19 protein-coding genes are annotated in these 19,707 nt (G+C 71.2%); 7 read left to right on the forward strand and 12 right to left on the reverse strand.

Annotated elements, in window-relative coordinates; all coding sequences use genetic code 11:
- Nucleotides 1-2: 2 nt before the first annotated feature.
- The 12 genes from H9L41_RS24325 to H9L41_RS03405 all read right to left on the reverse strand — a co-directional run bounded on the left by H9L41_RS24325 (nucleotide 3) and on the right by H9L41_RS03405 (nucleotide 12,326).
- Nucleotides 3-128, reverse strand: a complete 126-nt coding sequence (locus H9L41_RS24325; protein ID WP_265583926.1) for a hypothetical protein — start codon at nucleotides 126-128, stop codon at nucleotides 3-5.
- A 2-nt stretch (nucleotides 129-130) separates the two neighbouring features.
- Complete coding sequence (locus H9L41_RS03355; RefSeq protein ID WP_028445653.1) at nucleotides 131-1,372, reverse strand: glycosyltransferase family 4 protein; 1,242 nt, start codon at nucleotides 1,370-1,372, stop codon at nucleotides 131-133.
- Nucleotides 1,369-2,460, reverse strand: coding sequence for a non-hydrolyzing UDP-N-acetylglucosamine 2-epimerase (gene wecB / locus H9L41_RS03360; RefSeq protein ID WP_028445654.1), 1,092 nt, complete (start codon nucleotides 2,458-2,460; stop codon nucleotides 1,369-1,371). The genes H9L41_RS03355 and wecB overlap by 4 nt, the downstream gene beginning before the upstream one ends.
- A gap of 122 nt (nucleotides 2,461-2,582) precedes the next feature.
- Entirely contained in the window at nucleotides 2,583-3,923 is a 1,341-nt protein-coding gene (locus H9L41_RS03365; RefSeq protein WP_028445655.1) for a glycosyltransferase, read from the reverse strand.
- Nucleotides 3,923-4,996 carry a glycosyltransferase gene (locus H9L41_RS03370; RefSeq protein WP_028445656.1) on the reverse strand — a complete coding sequence of 358 codons (1,074 nt, stop codon included), beginning with the start codon at nucleotides 4,994-4,996 and terminating at the stop codon, nucleotides 3,923-3,925. The genes H9L41_RS03365 and H9L41_RS03370 overlap by 1 nt, the downstream gene beginning before the upstream one ends.
- A complete protein-coding gene (locus H9L41_RS03375) occupies nucleotides 4,986-5,927 on the reverse strand; it encodes a GNAT family N-acetyltransferase (RefSeq protein ID WP_028445657.1) in 942 nt (313 codons plus the stop codon). The genes H9L41_RS03370 and H9L41_RS03375 overlap by 11 nt, the downstream gene beginning before the upstream one ends.
- A complete protein-coding gene (locus H9L41_RS03380) occupies nucleotides 5,918-6,928 on the reverse strand; it encodes a formyltransferase family protein (RefSeq protein WP_028445658.1) in 1,011 nt (336 codons plus the stop codon). The genes H9L41_RS03375 and H9L41_RS03380 overlap by 10 nt, the downstream gene beginning before the upstream one ends.
- Nucleotides 6,925-8,247: an MATE family efflux transporter gene (locus tag H9L41_RS03385; protein WP_187523673.1), complete on the reverse strand. Its 1,323-nt coding sequence runs from the start codon at nucleotides 8,245-8,247 to the stop codon at nucleotides 6,925-6,927. The genes H9L41_RS03380 and H9L41_RS03385 overlap by 4 nt, the downstream gene beginning before the upstream one ends.
- 59 nt (nucleotides 8,248-8,306) lie before the next feature.
- Nucleotides 8,307-9,404, reverse strand: a complete 1,098-nt coding sequence (locus H9L41_RS03390) for a DegT/DnrJ/EryC1/StrS family aminotransferase (RefSeq protein WP_028445659.1) — start codon at nucleotides 9,402-9,404, stop codon at nucleotides 8,307-8,309.
- Complete coding sequence (locus H9L41_RS03395; protein ID WP_051318881.1) at nucleotides 9,401-9,979, reverse strand: acyltransferase; 579 nt, start codon at nucleotides 9,977-9,979, stop codon at nucleotides 9,401-9,403. The genes H9L41_RS03390 and H9L41_RS03395 overlap by 4 nt, the downstream gene beginning before the upstream one ends.
- On the reverse strand, nucleotides 9,976-11,010 hold the full coding sequence (locus tag H9L41_RS03400) for a Gfo/Idh/MocA family protein (RefSeq protein WP_308417303.1): 1,035 nt from the start codon (nucleotides 11,008-11,010) through the stop codon (nucleotides 9,976-9,978). The genes H9L41_RS03395 and H9L41_RS03400 overlap by 4 nt, the downstream gene beginning before the upstream one ends.
- A gap of 11 nt (nucleotides 11,011-11,021) precedes the next feature.
- Nucleotides 11,022-12,326: a nucleotide sugar dehydrogenase gene (locus H9L41_RS03405; RefSeq protein ID WP_028445660.1), complete on the reverse strand. Its 1,305-nt coding sequence runs from the start codon at nucleotides 12,324-12,326 to the stop codon at nucleotides 11,022-11,024.
- A 175-nt stretch (nucleotides 12,327-12,501) separates the two neighbouring features.
- Between H9L41_RS03405 and H9L41_RS03410 the strand changes: the two genes are divergently transcribed.
- The 7 genes from H9L41_RS03410 to H9L41_RS03440 all read left to right on the forward strand — a co-directional run bounded on the left by H9L41_RS03410 (nucleotide 12,502) and on the right by H9L41_RS03440 (nucleotide 19,703).
- Nucleotides 12,502-12,849, forward strand: coding sequence for a hypothetical protein (locus H9L41_RS03410; protein ID WP_028445661.1), 348 nt, complete (start codon nucleotides 12,502-12,504; stop codon nucleotides 12,847-12,849).
- A gap of 86 nt (nucleotides 12,850-12,935) precedes the next feature.
- Complete coding sequence (locus H9L41_RS26000; protein ID WP_028445662.1) at nucleotides 12,936-13,118, forward strand: prepilin-type N-terminal cleavage/methylation domain-containing protein; 183 nt, start codon at nucleotides 12,936-12,938, stop codon at nucleotides 13,116-13,118.
- Nucleotides 13,119-13,204: 86 nt separating this feature from the next.
- Nucleotides 13,205-13,558 carry a hypothetical protein gene (locus H9L41_RS03420; protein ID WP_028445663.1) on the forward strand — a complete coding sequence of 118 codons (354 nt, stop codon included), beginning with the start codon at nucleotides 13,205-13,207 and terminating at the stop codon, nucleotides 13,556-13,558.
- 171 nt (nucleotides 13,559-13,729) lie between these two features.
- Nucleotides 13,730-14,542 (forward strand): ABC transporter permease, encoded by an 813-nt coding sequence (locus H9L41_RS03425; protein ID WP_028445664.1) that lies wholly within the window; start codon nucleotides 13,730-13,732, stop codon nucleotides 14,540-14,542.
- Nucleotides 14,543-14,572: 30 nt separating this feature from the next.
- Nucleotides 14,573-18,079: a tetratricopeptide repeat protein gene (locus H9L41_RS03430; RefSeq protein WP_084300064.1), complete on the forward strand. Its 3,507-nt coding sequence runs from the start codon at nucleotides 14,573-14,575 to the stop codon at nucleotides 18,077-18,079.
- A complete protein-coding gene (locus H9L41_RS03435; protein WP_051318883.1) occupies nucleotides 18,076-18,924 on the forward strand; it encodes a hypothetical protein in 849 nt (282 codons plus the stop codon). Before H9L41_RS03430 ends, H9L41_RS03435 begins: the two co-directional genes overlap by 4 nt.
- Entirely contained in the window at nucleotides 18,921-19,703 is a 783-nt protein-coding gene (locus H9L41_RS03440; RefSeq protein ID WP_028445665.1) for an FkbM family methyltransferase, read from the forward strand. Before H9L41_RS03435 ends, H9L41_RS03440 begins: the two co-directional genes overlap by 4 nt.
- Nucleotides 19,704-19,707: the final 4 nt, after the last annotated feature.

Consider the following 19,707-nt stretch of genomic DNA (forward strand, 5'->3'; position numbering starts at 1 on the left):
GGTTAGAACTGCTGGTAGACGAAATCGACGTAGCCGCCGTCGAGCGGCTGGGCGGCCCGGTCCGACAGGCTGAGCCACAGCGCCCACCACAGCAGGAACAGCAGCAGCGCACGCTTGAGATGGCGCATGGTCAGGCCGCCCTGGCCGCGGCCAGCGCGCCGAGGAAGCGCGTGGCCAGCGCCGGGTAGAGGTGGTGCGTCTCGGCGTGGCGGCGGCCGGCCCGGCCCATGCGCGCGCGCTCGGCCGGGTCGAGCGCCAGCAGCCGGCGGATGCCGGCCGCCAGTGCCGGCGGATCCTCGGCCGGCAGCGTCAGGCCGCAGCCGGCTTCGCCGACCGGGTCGTTGCCGGCCTCGATCGCGCACAGGATCGGCCGGCCGGCCATCATGTAGTCGATCAGCTTGTTGGGGCTGATGCCGAAGCGGAACAGCGGCTCGCGCTGCAGGCCGATGTAGAGCGCGTCCATCTCGCCCAGCAGGGCCGGGATCGCGGCCTTGGGCACCGGCGGCAGGAAGTGCAGGTCGGCCAGCTGCAGCGCCTGCGCGCGCGCCTCGAGCCGCGCCTTTTCCGGGCCGTCGCCGACCAGCAGGAAGCTCACCGGCTCGTCGCGGCACAGCGCGGCGGCGTCGAGCAGGCTGTCGAGCGCGTTGGCGATGCCGTGGGCGCCGGCGTAGGCGATCAGGCTGCGGCCGGCGGCGCGCGCACGGGCGACGATCCGGCCGGCCGCTTCGGGCAGCGGCGCCTGCCGGGCCGGCTCCCATTCGTCGGCCGCGATGCCGTTGGGCACATAGTGGAACTTGGCGGCCGCCATGCCGTGCGCCTCGAGGTGGGCGCGCGCCATCGGCAGCATCGACACCACCACGCCGGCCTCGCGGCAGGCGCGGTCCTCGGCGTGCTGCAGCAGGCGGATGAAGGGGTGGCGCGGCGACATGCCGCCGAGCTCGATCGGCGACAGCGGCCACAGGTCGTGCACCTCCCAGGCCAGCACCGCGCGGTGGCGGCGCGCCAGCCGGCGGGCCGGGTGGATGTCGAGCGGGTAGGTGCTCGAGGCGATCACCGCGTCGGGCGCGAACGGCAGCGCCGCTTCGTGCCGCCACAGCCGGTACAGGAAGGTGAAGATGTTGCGTACCCGGCCGACGCCGTTGCCGTGATAGCGCGGCGCGGCCAGCCACAGGTAGTCGATGCCGTCGACCGTTTCGTGCCGCCACGGCCGGCCGGCCAGCTCGGGCTGCTGCTGGCGCACGTGCGAGAACGAGGCGGCGACGATGCAGACGCGGTGGCCCTGCCGCACCCATTCGCGCGCCAGGTAGTAGGGCCGGTATTCCATGCCGTGCGCCGGGCTGCCGGCGTAGTGGTTCAGGTAGACGATGTTCATGCGAGATCGGCGGCCAGTCGCGCCACGATGCGGCGGGCGGCGTCGCCGTGGCCGTAGGGCGCGACGTCGGCGCCGCGGCTGCCGGCCGCCGCTTCGATCGCCGCCGCGATCGCCGTCGCGTCGCCGGGCGGCGCCAGCCGGTTCCAGCCGGCCTCGACCAGTTCGGTCCACTCGGTCTCCTCGCGCAGCGTCACGCAGGGCACGCGGTGGAAGAACGCTTCCTTCTGCAGCCCGCCCGAGTCGGTGGCGACCACCGCGGCGTGGCGCGTCAGCAGCGTCATGTCGCCGTAGCCGATCGGCTCGACCAGCCGCAGGCCGGGCGCGTCCGGCAGCAGGCCGGCGGCCGCCAGCGCAGCGCGGGTGCGCGGGTGCAGCGGCACGATCACCGGCCGCGCGCGGGCGGCGCGGGCCAGGCCGTCGATCAGGCTGGCCAGGTGTTCCGGGCTGTCGGTATTGCCGGCGCGGTGAAGCGTGGCCAGCACGTAGGCGCCGGCTTCGAGCTGCCAGCGCTGAGCCAGCGCGGCGGCGTCGCCGGCGCGTTCGCGCCATTGCAGCGCCAGGTCGTACATCACGTCGCCGACCTCGACGATGCGCTCGTCCGCCATGCCCTCGCGCAGCAGATGGGCGCGCGCGGCCGCGGTCGGCGTGAACAGCCAGTGCGAGACGCGGTCGACCAGGCAGCGGTTGATCTCCTCGGGCATCGCCCTATTGTGCGAGCGCAGGCCGGCCTCGACGTGGGCGACCGGGATCTGCAGCTTGGCCGCGGCCAGCGCGCCGGCCAAGGTGGAATTGGTGTCGCCGTAGACCAGCACCGCGTCCGGCCGCTCCTGCTGCAGCACGCGTTCGAGCTCGATCAGCATGCGGCCGGTCATCGTACCGTGGCCGCCGCCGTGGATGGCCAGGTGATGGGCCGGCGCGGCCATGCCGAGCTCGCTGAAGAAGATGTCGGACATGCCGGCGTCGAAATGCTGGCCGGTGTGGACCATCACCTCGTGCAGTCCGCCGGCCTGCCGCAACGCGGCCGAGACCGTGCTGGCCTTGATGAACTGGGGGCGTGCGCCGAGGACGGTGAGGATTTTGGTGGTCATGGTCGATGCTTCAGGGCGGCGGTATCCGGCGTCTCCCGCAGCCGGCCGGCGCGGATGCGTTGCCGTCGTCGCGGCCCGCATGATAGCAAAGGATATGCCAATGCAATGACGGGCGCCGGCGGTCAGCGCCGGGCCGCGCGGCGGGCCTGTACTTCGCCGAGGTAGTCGAGCAGCGCACCGGTCAGCGACTCGCGCGAGAAGCGCTCGATCGAGCGGTCCGGCCGGTACGTCGCGGTCTCGCCGCCCAGCAGCGCGACCAGCCGGTCGGCGATGGCGGCGGTGTCGTGCTGCGGCACCACCGCGCCGGCGCCGCATTGGCCGATCAGCTCGGCCGCGGCGCAGTCGGCCGGGCCGATCATCAGGATCGGCCGGCCGGCGCGCAGGTATTCGAAGATCTTGCCGGTCATCACGCCCTGCACCGACTCGCCGCTGCCGCCGACCACCAGCAGCAGCGCGTCGGCCGACACCATCTCGCGCAGCGCTTCGCGGTGGGCCATGTAGCCGACCCGCTCGAGCACGCCGGGATGGCACGCCTCGAAGCGCTGCAGCGCACCGTCGAAGCGGCTGCCGATATTGCCGATCAGGCGGACCTGCAGCTGCTGCGCTTCGAGCCGGCCCTGTTCCAGCGCGAGGGCGGCGGCATCGAGAAGCGGCTCGGGCGATTGGTGGCCGTAGAAGGTGCCGACATGCACGATGCGCCGGATATGCGGGTTGCGCGGCAAAGGCTGCAAGTCGGCGAAGTCCGCCTCGTCGAAACCGTTGCTGATCGCCCGGACCGGCAGGGCCGTGCGGCTACGCTGGGCGGTCAGGCGGGCTGCAAGTGTCTCGGTGACGGTCGTGACGCCGTCCGCCGCGTCGAGCAATGCGGCTTCCAGCCGCCGGTCCAGCGTCCGCCGCCAGCGCGGTGCCTGGTAAGCGGGGTTCCCCAGCCACAGGTCGCGGAAGTCGGCGACCCAGGCCGTGCCGCTCGCACGCGCCAGCCGCCAGGCCAGCCAGTGGGCCGAGACCGGCGCCGAGGTCGACAGGATCAGGTCGATGCGGCCCGATTCGACCAGCCGCCGCGCCTGCGGATAGGCCGCCGCAGCCCAGGCGCGCTGCTCGTCCGGGTATTGCAGCGCGCTCCACAGCCGCAGCAGCCGCTCGCGCCAGCCGCCCGTGGCGGACAGGGGGGCGGACTGGACGGCGGCGGGCCGGGCCGGCTTGGTCGCCGCGGTGCCGCTGCGGCGGCGCCGCAGCCAGGCCAGCACGCGCGCCGGCAGCGGCGCATGGGCGATCCGGATCACTTCGGCGCCGGCCGGGATCTCGGCCAGCATGCTGGCATCCTGGGTGTAGTGGGGGTTGTCGGCGCAGATCACGGTCAGCTCGACGCCGGCGCGGGCCAGGTACTTGCTGAACTTCAGCGGCCGCTGCACGCCGGCGCCACCGAGCGGCGGGTAGTAGTAGGCGATCAGCAGGATGCGCATCAGCGTCGCTTCGCCAGCAGGGCCTGGTACAGCTCGGCCATGCGGTCCATCTCCTGCGCGCGCGAGGCGCGCGCCGCGACGATCGCGCGGTTGTGCCGGCCCATCTCCGCTCGCCGCGCCGCCGGCGTGTCGAGCACGGCCAGCATCGCGGCGGCGATCGCGTCGACGTCGTGCGGCGGCACCAGCCGGCCGCCGCGCGGGTCGACCCACTGCCGGTTGGCCGCCAGGTCCGACACCAGCACCGGCCGCTCGGCCGCCATCGATTCGAGCAGCGACATCGCGGTGGCGTCGCTGCCGGGGATCGACACCGACAGCTGGGCGCGCTGCAGCAGCGCGATCAGCGCCGCCTCGTCGAGCTGGCCGTGGAAGCTCACCTGCGCGGCGATGCCGAGTTCGTCGGCCTGGCGGCGCAGCGCGGCCTCCAGGGAGCCGCCGCCGAGCAGGTGCAGGTGCATCGGCCGGTCCGGCCGCTGCCTGCTGGCGCGGGCGAAGCCGGCCAGGATGCGGTCGATGTTGTAGAGCGGCTCCCAGCTGCGCAGGCTGACGATGCGGAACACCCCGTCGTCGTCCGCCGCTGGGCCGGCGCCGAAGCGGGCCAGGTCGACGCCCCACTGGATCTGCTCGAGCCGCGCGCGCGGCCGGTAGCGGGCGATCGCCTCGAGCGCATCCTGCGAATCGGCGGTGACCAGGTCGGCCCGGCGCAAGGTCCAGCCGGTCAGCTGGCGCATGAGCCGGCTGCGCTGCGGCGTCACCAGCACGTCCGAACCCCAGGCGGTCAGCACCAGCGGCCGGTGGCCGCTGGCGGCAGCCCAGAATCCATAGGAGGTCAGGTAGTGGCCGTGCACCAGGTCGGGCCGCAGGCGGCGCACCAGGGTACGCATCCGCGCCGCGCGCGCGACCCAGTGCAGCGGACCATGGCCGTGCTCGGTCATGGTGATCACGTCGACGCCGGGCGCCGACCAGCCGCGGCGCGAGATCAGCGTGGCATGGAAGCCGCGCCGCACCATCTCGCAGACCCAGCGCTGGGTGTGGACGCTGCCGCCGTCGCCGAAGAAGCAGAGCCTAGCGGCCATCGCGGACCTCCCGCAGGTTCAGCCAGGGCAGATGGCGTTCGAGCGCGAGGTAGGCGACGCGGCTGGCGCCGAACTTCTCCTTGAAGCGGCAGACGCCCGCCAGCCCGTTGCTGGCGCCGAAGTTCAGCGAGGCATAGCCCTGCTGGCCGTAGTGGCGTAGCGCCTGCCACATCAGCTTGTCCATCGGCGAGGACTTGAGCGGGCTGTCGAGCAGGCCCGAGCCGAAATAGAACACTTCGTCGCGTCCCTTGAGAAAGACCGCCGCGGCGACGCTGCGGTCCTGGTGGCGGGCGAACCAGAAGTCGGCGATGCCGCTGTCGCCGAGCACCTGGAAGAAGCGCTCGCCGTAGAGCCGGGCCGGCCGGTTCGACCAGCGCGTGCTGCCCTGCAGGTAGACGCGGTGGTATTCGGCCGCGCCGGCGCCGTCCTGCCGCTCGATCGCGTAGTGCTCGGCGCTGTGCCGCAACTGGGTCTGCAGGCGCTTGCCGAAGCGCGAGTACAACTGGTCGGGCTCGGGCGACAGGCGCAGCAGGTGGGTGTGGTGCAGCGTGCCGGCCTGGCCATCCGGCGTCGGCATGGCCGGGTCCGCCTGCGGCGGCAGCACCAGCGCGATCTTGAGCCAGTAGCGGGCCGACAGCGCGGCGCGGTAGCCGGCCAGCTGCGCGTCCGCGTCCGGCGGCGTGGCGGCCAGCCAGGGGCTGGCGCCGCCCAGCGGCATGGCCTCGAAGATCGGCAGGCCGAAGCGGTGGCGCAGTGCGCCGGGCAGGTAGAGCGGCCCGTCCGGCCGGTCGACCGCCAGCGCGCAGAATCGGTAGTCGATGTCCTGGTCGGCGGCGACGGCCTGCACCCAGGCCGCGGTCTGGAAACCGTTGCAGGGCAGCGGCTGCAGCGCGGCCTCGGCCTCGGCGCCGAGCAGCAGGGTCACGCGCATTGCAGCCCTCCGCGGAAATCCACCCGCGGCAGCAGGCTGCCCACCGGCAGCCCGGCCGGTGCCGCCAGCCAGATGCGCAGCGTGTCGTCGGCGACCGCGACGTCGAGCCGGCGGCCGCGGCTGGCGCAGACCTGGCCCGGTAGCGCGTCCGCCGTGCGCCGGCCGAGTCGGGCCACGCGGCGGACCGGCAGGCTGCGGCCGTCGTCGAGCCGCACGGCCGGCAGCACCAGCGGCCGCAGCGCGGCGACCCAGCGCAGCAGCGTGGCGGCCGGCAGCTGCCAGGCCAGGTGGCGGTCGCGTTCGAGGCGGGCCTGGCTGCAGTGCGACAGCGGCGCGTCCTGCGGCGCGAAGACCAGCCGGCCGGCGCGCCAGTCGTCGAACAGGCGGTCCAGCGCGCGCGCCATCGCCGGCGCCAGCAGGTCGAACAGCAGCGCGCCGAGGTCGGCCGCCCGCGCCGCGTCGACGCGCTCGGCGGCGACGATCTCGCCGCCGTCGATCGCCGGCCGCATGCGGTGCAGCGTGAAGCCGGCCTCGCCGTCGAGGAACATGTAGGGGCCGGGCACCGCGCCGGCGTAGCGCGGCAGCAGGCCCGGATGCAGGTTGAGCCACAGTCCCGGGCAGCCGTCCAGCGTGCCTTGCGAATACAGGATGCGCGAGGTGACCGTGAGCACCAGCGCCGGCTGCAGCCGCGCGACCAGCGCCGCGACGTCGGCGTCGTCGGCGACCGTCGCCAGCGCGACGCGGTGACGTTGGGCCAGCCGCCGCAGGCGGGCGAAGGCGAGCGCCGGGTGCAGCAGCGGCCAGTGGCGATGGCGGTCGCGCGCCGACAGCAGCCCGCGCAGCCGGCCGCGCAGGCGGGCGACCAGCCCGGCGCCGGCCGGCGGCACGGCCACGGTGAGCGCGCAGCGGCGGGCGAAGCCGAGGTCGAGCAGGTCTTCCAGCGTCCGCGCGCCGAGGCCCGGCTGGGTCAGCAGCAGCACGGTGGGCAGCGCGCCGCTCATGGCGGGCCTCCGCGCAGCATGTCGCGCCGGTCGAAGCCGGCATGGCGCGCGAACACGAACAGCGACGCCAGGATCGAGATCAGGTAGGCGACCGAGGAGGCCAGCGCCGCGCCGGCCAGGCCCAGCCGCGGGATCAGCAGCAGAGACAGCGTCAGGTTGATCACGGTGGAGAAGGCGACCAGCTTGGTCGGGATGTCCGGCCGGCCGAGGTGGTTGGTGTAGAAGGTCGACAGGATGCCGGCCGCGCCGAACAGCACGCTGCCCGGCAACAGCAGCATCAGCGGCGTCAGGCTGGCCTGGTATTCGGCGCCGATCACCCGCGGCAGCAGCAGCCAGGCGCCGAGCGCGAGGCAGGGCGCGGCCAGCGCCAGCAGGACGAAATTGATGCGCATGATGCGCAGCGTCAGCCGGGCCGACTCGCCCGGCTCGGCGGCGCCGATCTTGCGGAAGGCCGCCATGGTCGACGAGGAGGAGATCAGCCACAGCAGCTCGGACAGCGCGACCGCGATCGAGTACACGCCCATCGCGTCGAGGCCGAGCAGCAGCTCGACCAGCAGCAGGTCCATGCGGTAGTTGAGGAAGGCCACCACGTTGGCCAGCCCGACCTGCAGCACGAAGCGGTACTCGGCCAGCAGGCGGCCGATATTGGCGCGCGCCAGGCCGACGTATTTCCACACCGAGCCGAGCGCGTAGCTCGAGGCCAGCACGTTGGCGGCGGCCCAGGAACAGACGATGGAGCCGAGCGTGATCGGCGGCGCCAGCAGCGCGATCAGGCCGCAGCTGGTGACGAAGGCGAACGGCATCAGGATGTTGTTCAGGTTGAACCGCAGCATGCTGCCCTGGCCCAGGTAGAGGCCGTTGGCGATCTGCGGCCACAGCGCGCCGGGCACGATGATGGCGAGCCATTTCAGCTGGTCGTAGGGCGCGGCAGGCGGCCACAGCGCGAGGCCGAGGAAGGGCAGCCCGGCGACCGCGCCGATCAGCGCGCCGAGCGCCATGCCGCTCGAGGCGAGTTCGGGCGCGGCCTCGCCGTGGCGCGCGATGCGGTGGGACAGCAGCGAGCCGAGGCCGGAGAAGGCGGTGGCGAAGGTGGCCACGATCAGCGTCAGCAGCGAATAGACGCCGCGATCGGTCGGCCCGAGCCGGGCGGTGACCACGGTGACGATCACGGTCAGCACCAGGCTCGCGATGCGGAAGCCGAAATTGATCGCGGTGCCCTTGGCGATCGAGCTCATGCGCGCGGTCGCTCCCGGCCGGCCGTGGCCGGGCGCCGGCCAGCCGCCGCCGCGCCGCAGGGCGGCGATGACGGGTGGGGGCATGGTGCGGTCGGCTGGCGGGCATGTGGAGGGCTGGAGTGGGGCCGGCGGAGCGCCGGCCGTCAGCGCAGCGCGGCGCGCAGGCCGTCGGCGATGAAGGTCTGCTGCGCCGGGTCGAGGTAGGGGTGCATCGGCAGGCTGAGCACCCGCCGTGCCAGCCGCTCGGCGACCGGCAGCGCACCGGCCGGCCGGGCCGGGTCGAGGAAGGCCGGCTGCAGATGCAGCGGGGTCGGGTAGTGCACCGCGGTCGGGATGCCGGCCGCCTTCAGCGCGGCGGCGACGCGCTCGCGCTCGTCGAGCTCGATGGTGTACTGCGCCCAGGCCGAGCTGCAGCCCTCTGCGAGCTTCGGCGTCGCCACGCAATCGGCCAGCAGCGCATCGTAGCGGGCGGCGGCCTGGTCGCGCCATGCCAGCTCGCGGTCGAACACCGCCAGCTTGGCCAGCAGGATGGCCGCCTGCAGCGTATCGAGCCGGCCGTTCAGGCCCAGCCGCACGTGGTGGTAGCGGCCGTCCTGGCCATGGGTGCGGATCTGCCGCATGCGGCGGGCCAGCTCGTCGTCGTCGGTGAAGCAGGCGCCGCCGTCGCCGTAGCCGCCGAGCGGCTTGGACGGGAAGAAGCTGGTGCAGCCGACGGTCGACAGGCCGCAGGAGCGGCGGCCGCGGTAGCGCGCGCCGAAACTCTGCGCGCCGTCCTCGACGACGGGCAGGCCGTGGCGGCGGCAGATCGCCTCGATCGCGTCGAAATCGGCGCACTGGCCGTACAGGCTGACCGGCATCACCGCGCGGGTGCGCGGCGTGATGGCGGCCTCGATGGCGGCCGGGTCGATGTTGTAGCTGTGCGGGTCGACGTCGACGAACACCGGCGTGGCACCGACCAGCAGGATCACCTCGGCGGTGGCGGCGAAGCTGAAGGCGGTGGTGATCACCTCGTCGCCGGGGCCGATCTCCAGCGCCATCAGCGCGATCTGCAGCGCGGTGGTGCCGTCCGACACGCCGATGCAGTGGCGCACGCCGGCGTAGGCGGCGAGCTGGCGCTCGAGCTCCGCCACCTCGGGGCCGAGGATGTACTGGCCGTGCGCCAGCACCCGCGCGATGGCGGCGTCGATGTCGGTCTTGAGGGCCTGGTACTGCTGCTTGAGGTCGACGAATTCGATGGTCATGCCGGATCGGTTTCCTGGAAATGGCATTGGCCGGCCTCGATGCGATAGCCGCTGCCGCAGTCGGCGCAGCGCGGCGCATCGCCGGCCGGCAGCTTCTCGCCGCAGCGGCACACCCAGCCGACCCGGCGGGCGGGCACGCCGACCATCAGCGCATAGGCCGGCACGTCGCGGGTGACCACCGCGCCGGCGCCGATCATCGCGTATTCGCCGATCGAATGGCCGCAGACGATGGTCGCGTTGGCGCCGAGGCTGGCGCCGCGGCCGACCGTGGTGGGGCGGTAGGCATGCTTGCGCGAGACGTGGCCGCGCGGGTTGACGACATTGGTGAACACCACGCTGGGGCCGCAGAACACGTCGTCCGCCAGCGTCACACTGTCGTAAATCGACACATTGTTCTGAATTTTGACACCCCGGCCGACGACGGCCTTGCCGCCGACGTAGACGTTCTGGCCGAGCGAGCAGTCGGCGCCGATCTCGGCACCGGCGCTGACGTGAGTCCAATGCCAGATGCGGGTGCCGTCGCCGACGCGGGCGCCGTCGTCGACGATGGCGGTGGGATGGGCCTGGTAGCTCATGGCGCCAGCGGCAGGGTGACGCGCTGGCCGGTCGCGGCGGCGCGGTAGGCGGCCTCGAGCAGTTCCAGCGACTTCAGGCCTTCGTCGCCGCCGACCTCGGCCTCGCCGGCGCCGGCCAGCGTGTCGAGCACGTTGCGGTAGTAGCGGACGTGGCCGAAGCCGTAGACCGAATCGGTGGCGTAGCTGCTGTCGCCGATCGCCTCGTCGCCGGGCTGCGCGTCGGCGAACTGCCAGCGTTCGATCGCGTTGACCGCGGTGCCGCCGATGCGCACCGTGCCGCGCTCGCCGAGCACCGTCAGCGAGCCCTCGAGGTTGGCCGGATAGGTCAGCATCGACACGTTGAGGCTGCCCAGCGCGCCGCTGGCCCAGCGCAGCGCCAGCACGCCGCTGTCCTCCATCTCGATGCGGCGCGCCTGGGTGGCGGTATAGCACTGCACGCTCTCGACCGGGCCGAACAGCCAGGCCAGCAGGTCGACGTAGTGGCTGGCCTGATTCATGAAGGCGCCGCCGTCGAGCGTCCGGGTGCCGCGCCAGGGCGCCTGGTCGTAGTAGGACTGCGGCCGGGTCCAGAACACGTTGGAGGTGATCTGGAAGATGCGGCCGAAACGGCCCTGGTCGATCGCCTGCTTGAGCTGCACGATCGGCGCGTTGTAGCGGTTCTGCTTGACCACGAACAAGCGCACGCCATGCTTCCGTGCCGCTTCGACCATGGCCAGGCCGTCGGCCAGCCGGGTCGCCATCGGCTTCTCGGTGATGACGTGGCAGCCGGCCGCGGCGGCGGCGATGGCCTGCGGCGCATGCAGGCCGGATGGGGTGGCCAGGATCACCACCTCGGCGTCGCCGGCGGCGAGCAACGGGTCCAGGCCGGCATAGGCGGCGCAGCCGAAGCGTTCGGCGGTCCGGGCTAGCAGGGTCGGGTCGGTGTCGCAGACGGCGACCAGCTCGGCGCGGTCCCGGTGCTGGGCCAGGGCGTCGAGGTGGCGTTCGGCGATGCGGCCGCAGCCGACCAGGGCGAAGCGGGTACGGGACACGGTGGGACTCCTCAGGCGCGCACGATATGGTCGGCGCCGTCGCGGAAGCGGCCGCGCGTGTCGACGATCAGGCGCGCGCGTTGGCGGATCAGCTCGTAGTCGAAGGCATCGTGGTCGGTGGCCAGCAGCACGCAGTCGTATTCGGCCAGCGTGGCCGCGTCGAGCGGGCGGCTGGCGAGGTCGAGCCGGTGGCTGCGCTTGGCCGGGAACGAGGGCACGTGCGGGTCGCTGTAGTCGACCTGGGCGCCGAGTTCCTGCAGCTTGACCAAGAGCTCCACCGACGGCGATTCGCGCACGTCGTCGACGTTGCGCTTGTAGGCCAGGCCCAGCAGCAGGATGCGGCTGCCGGCGACCGAGCGGCGGTGCCGGTTCAGCGCCTGGACCAGCTTGCCGATCACGTAGTCCGGCATCGCGCCGTTCACCTCGCCGGCCAGCTCGATGAAGCGCGTGTGCACGCCGTATTCGCGTGCCTTCCAGGTCAGGTAGAACGGGTCGACCGGGATGCAGTGGCCGCCGACGCCCGGGCCGGGATAGTAGGGCACGAAGCCGAACGGCTTGGTCGCCGCGGCGCGGATCACCTCGTAGATGTCGATGCCCATGCGGTCGGCCACCACCTTCATCTCGTTGGCCAGGCCGATGTTGACCGAGCGGTGGATGTTCTCGAGCAGCTTGGCCATCTCGGCGGTCCGCGTCGAGGACACCGGCACGACCTGCTCGAAGGCGCTGCCGTACAGCGCCAGCGCGGCTCGCTGGCAGGCGGCCGTCTGGCCGGCGCAGAGCTTTGGGATGGCGGCCATCGTGATGCTGTCGTTGGCCGGGTCCTCGCGCTCGGGCGAGTAGGCCAGGAAGAAGTCGGTGCCGAGCGTGAAGCCGCGCGCCGCGATGCGCGGGGCCAGCGCCTCGTCGGTGGTGCCGGGATAGGTGGTGCTTTCGAGCGACAGCAGCTGGCCGGCGCGCAGGTGCGGCAGCAGGGCGTCGAGCGTGTCGAGCACGAAGGACAGGTCGGGTTCGCGGTGGCGGTCGAGCGGCGTGGGCAGGCACAGCACCAGCGCATCGACCTCGGCGGCCCGCGCCATGTCGGCGGTTGCCGTCATGCCGGCCTGCTGCGCCGCGGCGATCTGCCCGGCGCCGATATGGCCGATGTAGCTCTGGCCGGCCGCGAGCCGGGCGATCTTGGCCTGGTCGCGGTCGAAGCCGACCACGCGGAAACCTTCCTCGGCAAAGCGCAGCGCCAGCGGCAGGCCGACGTAGCCCAAGCCGACGATGCCGACCACGGCCTGCCGGCCTTCGATGCGCGCCAGGAATCGATCGAGCATGGCTTGCGTTTCCTCTGGGTGGATGGGGAAGAACACGGCATTTTGCTGCGTTTTCATGGCGTTTGCATAGCTCCGTTTCCCGAGCTTGGCACGTTGATTGCTGTAGCCGTTGCCATGGATTGGCGTACGCCTGTGACGGATGGCCCGAGCGGTGCGGTACGTGAGGAACAGCGAAATGAAGAATGGCGTGAGGGTGGCTTATCGCAGCGGTGCCATCGGGCTCGCCGGCCTTCTGGCCGTACCCGCCCAGGCCGCGGTGCTGGATGGCTGCATCAGCGGCGTCTCGGTCGTGGTGGTCGGCGCCCAGGCCAACTACGTGAAGGAAAGCTTCACGCCGCAGTGTTCCAAGGCCATCTCGCTGAAGTACCAGGACAACGGTACGGACATCACGGCCAAGGCCGCTTCCGCAAAAGGCATGCATACCTTCGGCGGCAGCAGCTTCACCGGCTCGGTGTTCCAGTGCGAGAGCAGCAGCGTCGCCCTGCCGCACAGCAGTATCAGTCCGTCTTTGACGGGATGTTGATCGTCAGGCATGCTATTTGCATGTTCGGTGTGAAGCACCAGTCGGTGTGACACGTTCGCTCCACCCCTTTGAAAAAGGAAGCAACCATGAAGCAACTGCAAAAGGGCTTTACCCTGATCGAGCTGATGATCGTCGTCGCGATCATCGGTATCCTGGCCGCGATTGCGATCCCGCAATTCAGCGAATACCAGAAGAAGAGCCAGGACAAGGCCGCCCAGGCCGATGCCCGCAACTTCCTGACCCAGGCCGTGGCGAACTCGGGCGGCTAATCGCTCCCGTATTTCCCCTCAGCCTAGATCGCTCTGCCGCAAGGCGCAGGGCATCGAACCGAATTCCTCTTCTCAGGAGAAAATGAATGGATAAGAGCACTAAGATCGTTGTGATGGGTGGCGTGCTGGCCATTGGCCTGCTGTCCCAGGCACAAGCCGCAGGCAACGCCTGCTCGGTCGGCACCGGTGTCGCGATTGCCGGCAACTCGGCCAGCTTCATCAAGGATTCGTTCACGCCGAAGTGCTCCACCGGCGTGGAAGCTTCGTACTTCCAAAGCACGACCGCCGTTTCGGTGCGTTCGGGCTCGTCCAAGGGCATGCACACCTTCGGTGGCACGTCCGACGGCGGCGGCGTGGCCCAGTGCGAAAGCTCGAGCGTTTCGGCCCCGGCTACCACCGCGGCTACCGCTCCGACGTCCGCCACGAACGGCTGCTCCTAAGCTTCAATCTCGCCCCGGCGAGATCTGCGAAATGCCGGCCCAGGTCGGCATTTCGCTTTTCTATCGGCCGATTCGGCCATCTCCCTCCGCATCGATCCCCTGGTTCCGCACTTGAACCGGAAGGCGGAGCAAGGTTTGATATCGGCTTGGACTCGAGGGATCCGCTTACCGATGAACGGCCTCACGCTTCATTTCCTGGTCGCCCTGAAATCCGGCCTGCGCAGCCACGGCATGCGCCTGATCCTGATCCTGGGCGTCTTCCTCATGTTCGTCGCATTCCTCGCGGCGGCCTTTTCGCTACGCCAGCCCCTGATCATCGCGATGGACGTCGGCCTGTCCGGCATCCGCATCACGGCATTGCTGCTGGCGCTGTTCTGGGTGCAGGAAGTCTTCAGCAAGGACGTCGAGAACAAGACGGTCCTGTTCATGCTGGCCTATCCGTTGCCGCGCTGGCACTACGTGCTGGGCCGCTATGCCGGCATCCTGGCGCTGAGCGCCCTGGCGGTGCTGGTCCAGGGCCTGCTGCTCAAGGGCGTGGTGATGCTGTCGGCCTGGGGCTACGCCGATTCCTCCGCGCCGCAGGGCTGGTTGCCCTATGCGCTGACGCTGGGCGGCATCTTCCTCGACATCGCGGTGGTCACCGCCTTCGCCGTGCTGCTGGCCGTGATCGCCGAAACGCCCTTCCTGCCGGTGGTGGTCGCCTTCGCCTTCGCCATCGCTGCGCGTGGCCTGGGTTCGGTGCTCGACTACCTGCGCTATTCGCCGCGCGCCTCGTCCGAGGAAGTGACCGGCTATCTGCCCTGGCTCGAGATGCTGCAATGGGCGATGCCCAGCCTCGATCGCCTCGACTGGCGCAATACGGTGCTCTACGGCGTCTGGCCGGTCCCGGCCGAGTTCGGCTGGTCGATCCTGATGGCCGGCTTCTACCTATTGCTGTGTCTCGGCCTCGCCATGGTGCTGTTCGAGCGGCGCCAGTTCCAATAATCGACGGCGCTGTCCGGGGATTGCCAAAAAATGTCACTTCTTGACGAGAATCGCACCGAGAGCCTGCTCGATGCCATGCTGGCCCGCCTGCAGGCCGGCGAACCCGCCGTCGTGATCGAGGCGCTGGCCGACTTCGCTGCGGCGGACGAGATCGAGCGCGCGCGCTGCGATTTCCTGCTGGCGCTCGCCTACCACCTGTCGGGCGAGATCGATGCGGCCGAGCGCCACTACCGCGCCTCGCTGGCGCTGCAGCCCGACCAGTCGGGCACCATGCTGAACCTCGCGCTGCTGCTGTACCGCCAGGCCGGCAGGGTCGAAGCCGCAGTCGACGTACTCCACGAGCTGGTCGCCCGCTACCCGGCCTATGTCGATGCGCGCATGCTGCTGGCCGACTGCCTGAACGAGCTGGAGCGGCCCGAGGAGGCGCGCAGGCAGTTGCGCGAGCTGCTCGACATCGATCCCGACGATCGGGTGGTCTGGACGCGCTACATGGATTTCCTGCTCGGCGACCATCCGCTGGAAGCTGCGCTGCTGGAGCGGCTCGCCGGCGACGAAGGGACCGCCGTCGTCGCGGCCGGGCTCGGCCAGCTGGGCCTGGACCAGGCCGCGACCGAGCTGTTCGAGCAGGCCGGTGCCGCCGCCGTCGGCGACCAGCAGGTGGCGCTGGTCGAGCGCCTGTACGGCTACAACCTGATGGTGCGCCGCCGATTCGACGAAGCGATCGAGCGCTACGAGCGGGCCATGGCTCTGGGGCCGGTCGATGCCGGCCTGCACTTCAGTTATGGCTGGTCCCTGCTCAGCACCCGGCGCTATGCCGAAGCCTGGCCGCATTTCGCCCACCGGGCGCGCTCGTTCTGGCTGAACGACCGGCCGATCCCCGAATGGCGCGGCGAATCGCTCGAAGGCAAGCTGCTCTACGTGCACAGCGAGCAAGGCGCCGGCGACGTGATCAACAGCCTGCGCTACCTGCCGGCGCTGCGGCGGCTCGGCGCGCGCGTGGTGTTCGATACTTATGCGGAGGTGCTCGCGCTGCTGGCGCGGACCGACGATGCGGTGCCGACCGATCAGGACTACGACGCCACGCCCGACTACCAGGTCCGCCTGATGGATGTGCCGATGGTGCTTGGCTGGGGTCTCGCCGACATTCCGAACGCCGCCTACCTGCAGCCCTCGGCCGAGCTGGTCGCCCACTGGCGCGGGCAGCTCGACACGCTGCTGCCGGCCGGCCGCAAGCGGGTCGGCCTGGTCTGGGCCGGCAATCCGAAGCAGAAGAACGACGTGAACCGCTCGCTGGCGCTGGCCGACCTGGCGCCGCTGGCGGTGCTGCCGGGCGTGAGCTGGATCTCGCTGCAGAAGGGCGCCGGCGAGGTCGAGCTCGGCACGCTGCCTGACGGCCTTGAACTGCTGCAGCTCGGCGAGCGGCTTGGCTCCTTCGCCGATACCGCCGCGGTCATCGCCAATCTCGACCTGGTCGTCACCGTCTGCACCTCGGTGGCCCACCTGGCCGGTGCCATGGGCAAGCCGGTCTGGGTGCTGGTCACCGCGCGCAATCCCGATTACCGCTGGCACGCCGACGGCGAGTCGAACGAGTGGTACCCGTCGGCGCGGCTGTTCCGGCTGCAGCAGGCCGGTCAATGGCAACAGCTGGTGCGCGGCACGCTGCGGCCAGCGCTGGCCGAATGGCTGGGCGAGGGCGTCGAGCTGCCGGCGCCGCAGCGGTCAGTGCTGGCCTGGCTGGCCGGCGCGACGCCCGAGCCGGCGGCGGTTGCCGACTGGGCTGCAGCCTGCGACGGCGAGGCTGGCTGGCAGGCCGCGGTACGGCTGGCGCACGAGCACGCGCGGGCCTTCGGCGGCGATCGGCTCGGCGCCGGCCTGCGCGCTCACGGCCGCACGCTGGCCGAGGCCCAGCCCGCGCTGCGGCTGGGCCGCATGCGCCGGCTGGCCGAACGGCGCGAATGGCTCGAACTGATCGAGATCGCTGCCGCGCTGCTGGCGGAGGGCCGCCTGAGCCGCGAAGGCTGCCGGTTGTGGTTCGACGCGCTGGTCGAGCTCGGCCGGCTTGACGAGGCGGCCGGCGTACTGGAGCGGCTCGGCGAATACGCGCGCGACGGCGAATGGCATTTCCGCCTGGGCCGCATCGCCTGGCGGCAGGGGCGGTCGGCGGAAGCCGAGGCCGCCTTCGCCGAGGCCGTACGGTGCCTGCCGCGGCATGCGGCGGCCCATAACGGCCTGGCCTTCGTGCTGGCCAGCCGCGGCGAGGAGGCGCGTGCGCTGCTGCTGTACCAGCGCGCCGTGCTGCTCGAGCCGAACCTGGCGCTGGCCTGGCTCAACATCGCCCGGCTGGCGCAGGGCCGCGCCGCACTCAAGCTGTGGGAGGCCGCCGCGCGGCGCTACTACGCGCTCGAGCGCAACGCGACCGGCGCCGAGCAGCTGGCGGTGGCGCTCGATACACAAGGCCGCTTCGAAGAGGCGCTCGACTATCACCGCCGGGCCGCCGAGCTGCAGCCGGACAATATGCTGTCGCAGTTCAACATCGGCGCCGCCCTGGGCCGCCTGCGCCACTACGACGAAGCGCTGCCGCACCTGCGCGCAGCCACCCGGCTGCCCGGCGCGACGGCCACCGCCTGGATGGGCCTGGCCTGGGAGCTGCTCGCGCGCGGCGTGATGGACGAAGGCTGGGACGCCTATGCGCGCGGGCTGTCGATCAAGCACAGCGCGATGCCTGAGTGGGACGGTTCGCCGCTGAACGGCCGCCGCCTGGTGGTGTTCCAGGACCAGGGCTACGGCGACCTGTTCCAGTTCGTCCACCTGCTGCGGGAGATCGACGGCGACGTCACGCTGGCGGCCTTTCCGCTGGCGCGCGAATTGATGCAGCAGCAGGACTTCCCCTGCCGGGTGATCGCGGCCGAGGAGGTGGACTGGATGCAGCCGCAGTTCGACTGCTACATCGCGCAGATGAAGCTGCCGCAGCGCCTGCACGCCGACCTGCTCGAACCGCGCGCGGCGCCGCCCTACCTGCGCGCGCCGGCCGACCGCGTCGCCCACTGGGCCGGGCGCCTGGCCGGCGTCGAGGGGCTCAAGATCGGTTTCGTCTGGTCCGGCAATCCCAAGTTCGCCGGCAATGCCACCCGCTCGACCCGGCTGGCCGACTGGCAGGCGGTCGGCACCGTCGAGGGCGTGCGGCTGTTCAGCATGCAGAAGGACGAGGCCTCGAACCAGGCGCTCGACATGGCCGGCTTCCCGCTCGAGAACCTGGCGCCCGAGCTCGATTCCTTCGGCGAGACGGCCGCCCTGATGATGAATCTCGACCTGGTCATCAGCACCTGCACCGCGGTAGCCCACCTGGCCGGCGCGCTCGGCCGGCCGGTCTGGGTGCTGGTGCCGTCGCAGGGCCCCGATTGGCGCTGGCTGCGCGAGCGCGACGACAGCCCGTGGTATCCGACCGCGCGGCTGTTCCGCAAGCGGCCCGACCAGTCCTGGCCCGAGCTGCTGGAACAGGTGGCCGCGGCGTTGCGCGACAAGGTGGCGCAGGCATGAGAAAGCCCCTGCGGCTCTGGCCCCTGCTGCCGCTGGCGGCGTTGTTCGCCGGCTTCGTCTACAGCGTGGAGCGCCTGCCGGTCTACCCGCGCGAGCGGACGCAGGCGGCGCTGAGCGTCACCCTGCCGCGACCGGTGCAGGTGATGCTCAGCGGCGGCGACCGTTTCCTTGCCGCCAACCTGGCGACCTGGATCGCGGTGACCATCGGCACCGACCACCTCGATCCGCTCACCGCCAAGGCGCTCGGCCGCGTCCAGACCGACGCGGCCTGGCTCAACCCGGCGCACGAGGACAACTACTACATCGCGGCGGCGGTGCTGCCCTGGGCCGGCCAGGTCGAGGCTTCGCAGCAGGTGCTCGGCCGCGCGGTCGACGGTCGGCCGGCCGACCTGTATCCGCCGTTCTTCCTCGGCTTCAACCGGCAGTATTTCCTCGGCGACTACCTCGGCGCCGCCCGCGCGCTGGAAATCGCGGCCCGGCGCGCGCCCAGCCTCGGCCAGCGCAACATGCTGCTCGACATGGCGGCCAAGTGGAGCGAGCGCGAGGAGAGCCCGGCGCTGGCCAAGGCCACCATCAAGGCGCTGGCGGCGCAATCGCCCGATCCGGGCCTCAAGCAATACCTCGACCTGCGCATCAAGCGGGTCGAGACGGTGCAGATGCTGCGCGACGCCGCCCGGCGTTTCCGCCTCCAATCCGGCAGGCCGCTGAGCCGGCTCGAGGAACTGGTCGAGGCCGGCCTGATCGACCATATCCCGCAGGATCCGCTCGACCAAGGCGGTTTCGTGGTGGTCAACGGCACGGTGGTGCCAAAAATCCAATTGCAGCAGAAACGGGTCGCACAATGAACCAGCCACAGCCCTTCAACGTCCTCGGCGACTGGCGCCACGGCAAGATCCTGTACAACCGGCACGACCGCTACATCGGCCGCAGCCTCGAGGTCTACGGCGAATTCTCCGAAGGCGAGGTCGCGCTGTTCGGCCTCCTGCTCAAGCCCGGCATGCTGGTGCTCGACATCGGCGCCAACATCGGCTGCCACACCGTGCCGATGGCGGCCATGGTCGGTCCGGCCGGCCGGGTCTATGCCTTCGAGCCGCAGCGCATCGTGTTCCAGACCTTGTGCGCCAACCTGGCGCTGAACAGCGTCGCCAACGTGCACGCCATGCAGCTGGCGCTCGGCAGCGCGCCGGGCAGCCTGCGCCAGATGGCGGTGGACTATGACGACGAGAACAACTTCGGCGGCGTGGAGCTGGGCGAGGACCAGCAGGGCGAAGAGGTGGAGGTGCGCCGGCTCGACGACCTGGACCTGCGCGGCTGCGCCTTCATCAAGCTCGACGTCGAGGGCATGGAGCGCGAGGTGCTGGCGGGCGCCACCGCGCTGATCGCCGCCGAGCGGCCCTGGATGTACGTCGAGAACGATCGTCCCGACCGCTCCGCCGCGCTCAAGCAGTACATCCACGACCTCGGCTACGACATGTTCTGGCACACCCCCCGACTGTTCAATCCCGACAACTTCCGCGGCCATCCGGTGGATATCTTCGACGAGATCTGTTCGCGCAACATGCTGTGCATCCCGCGCGAGCTCGGCATCGAGGTGCCGGGCCTGGAACCGGTGCGATTGAGTTGAGGCA

It is taken from the genome of Chitinimonas koreensis, from assembly GCF_014353015.1.
Classification (GTDB): domain Bacteria; phylum Pseudomonadota; class Gammaproteobacteria; order Burkholderiales; family Chitinimonadaceae; genus Chitinimonas; species Chitinimonas koreensis.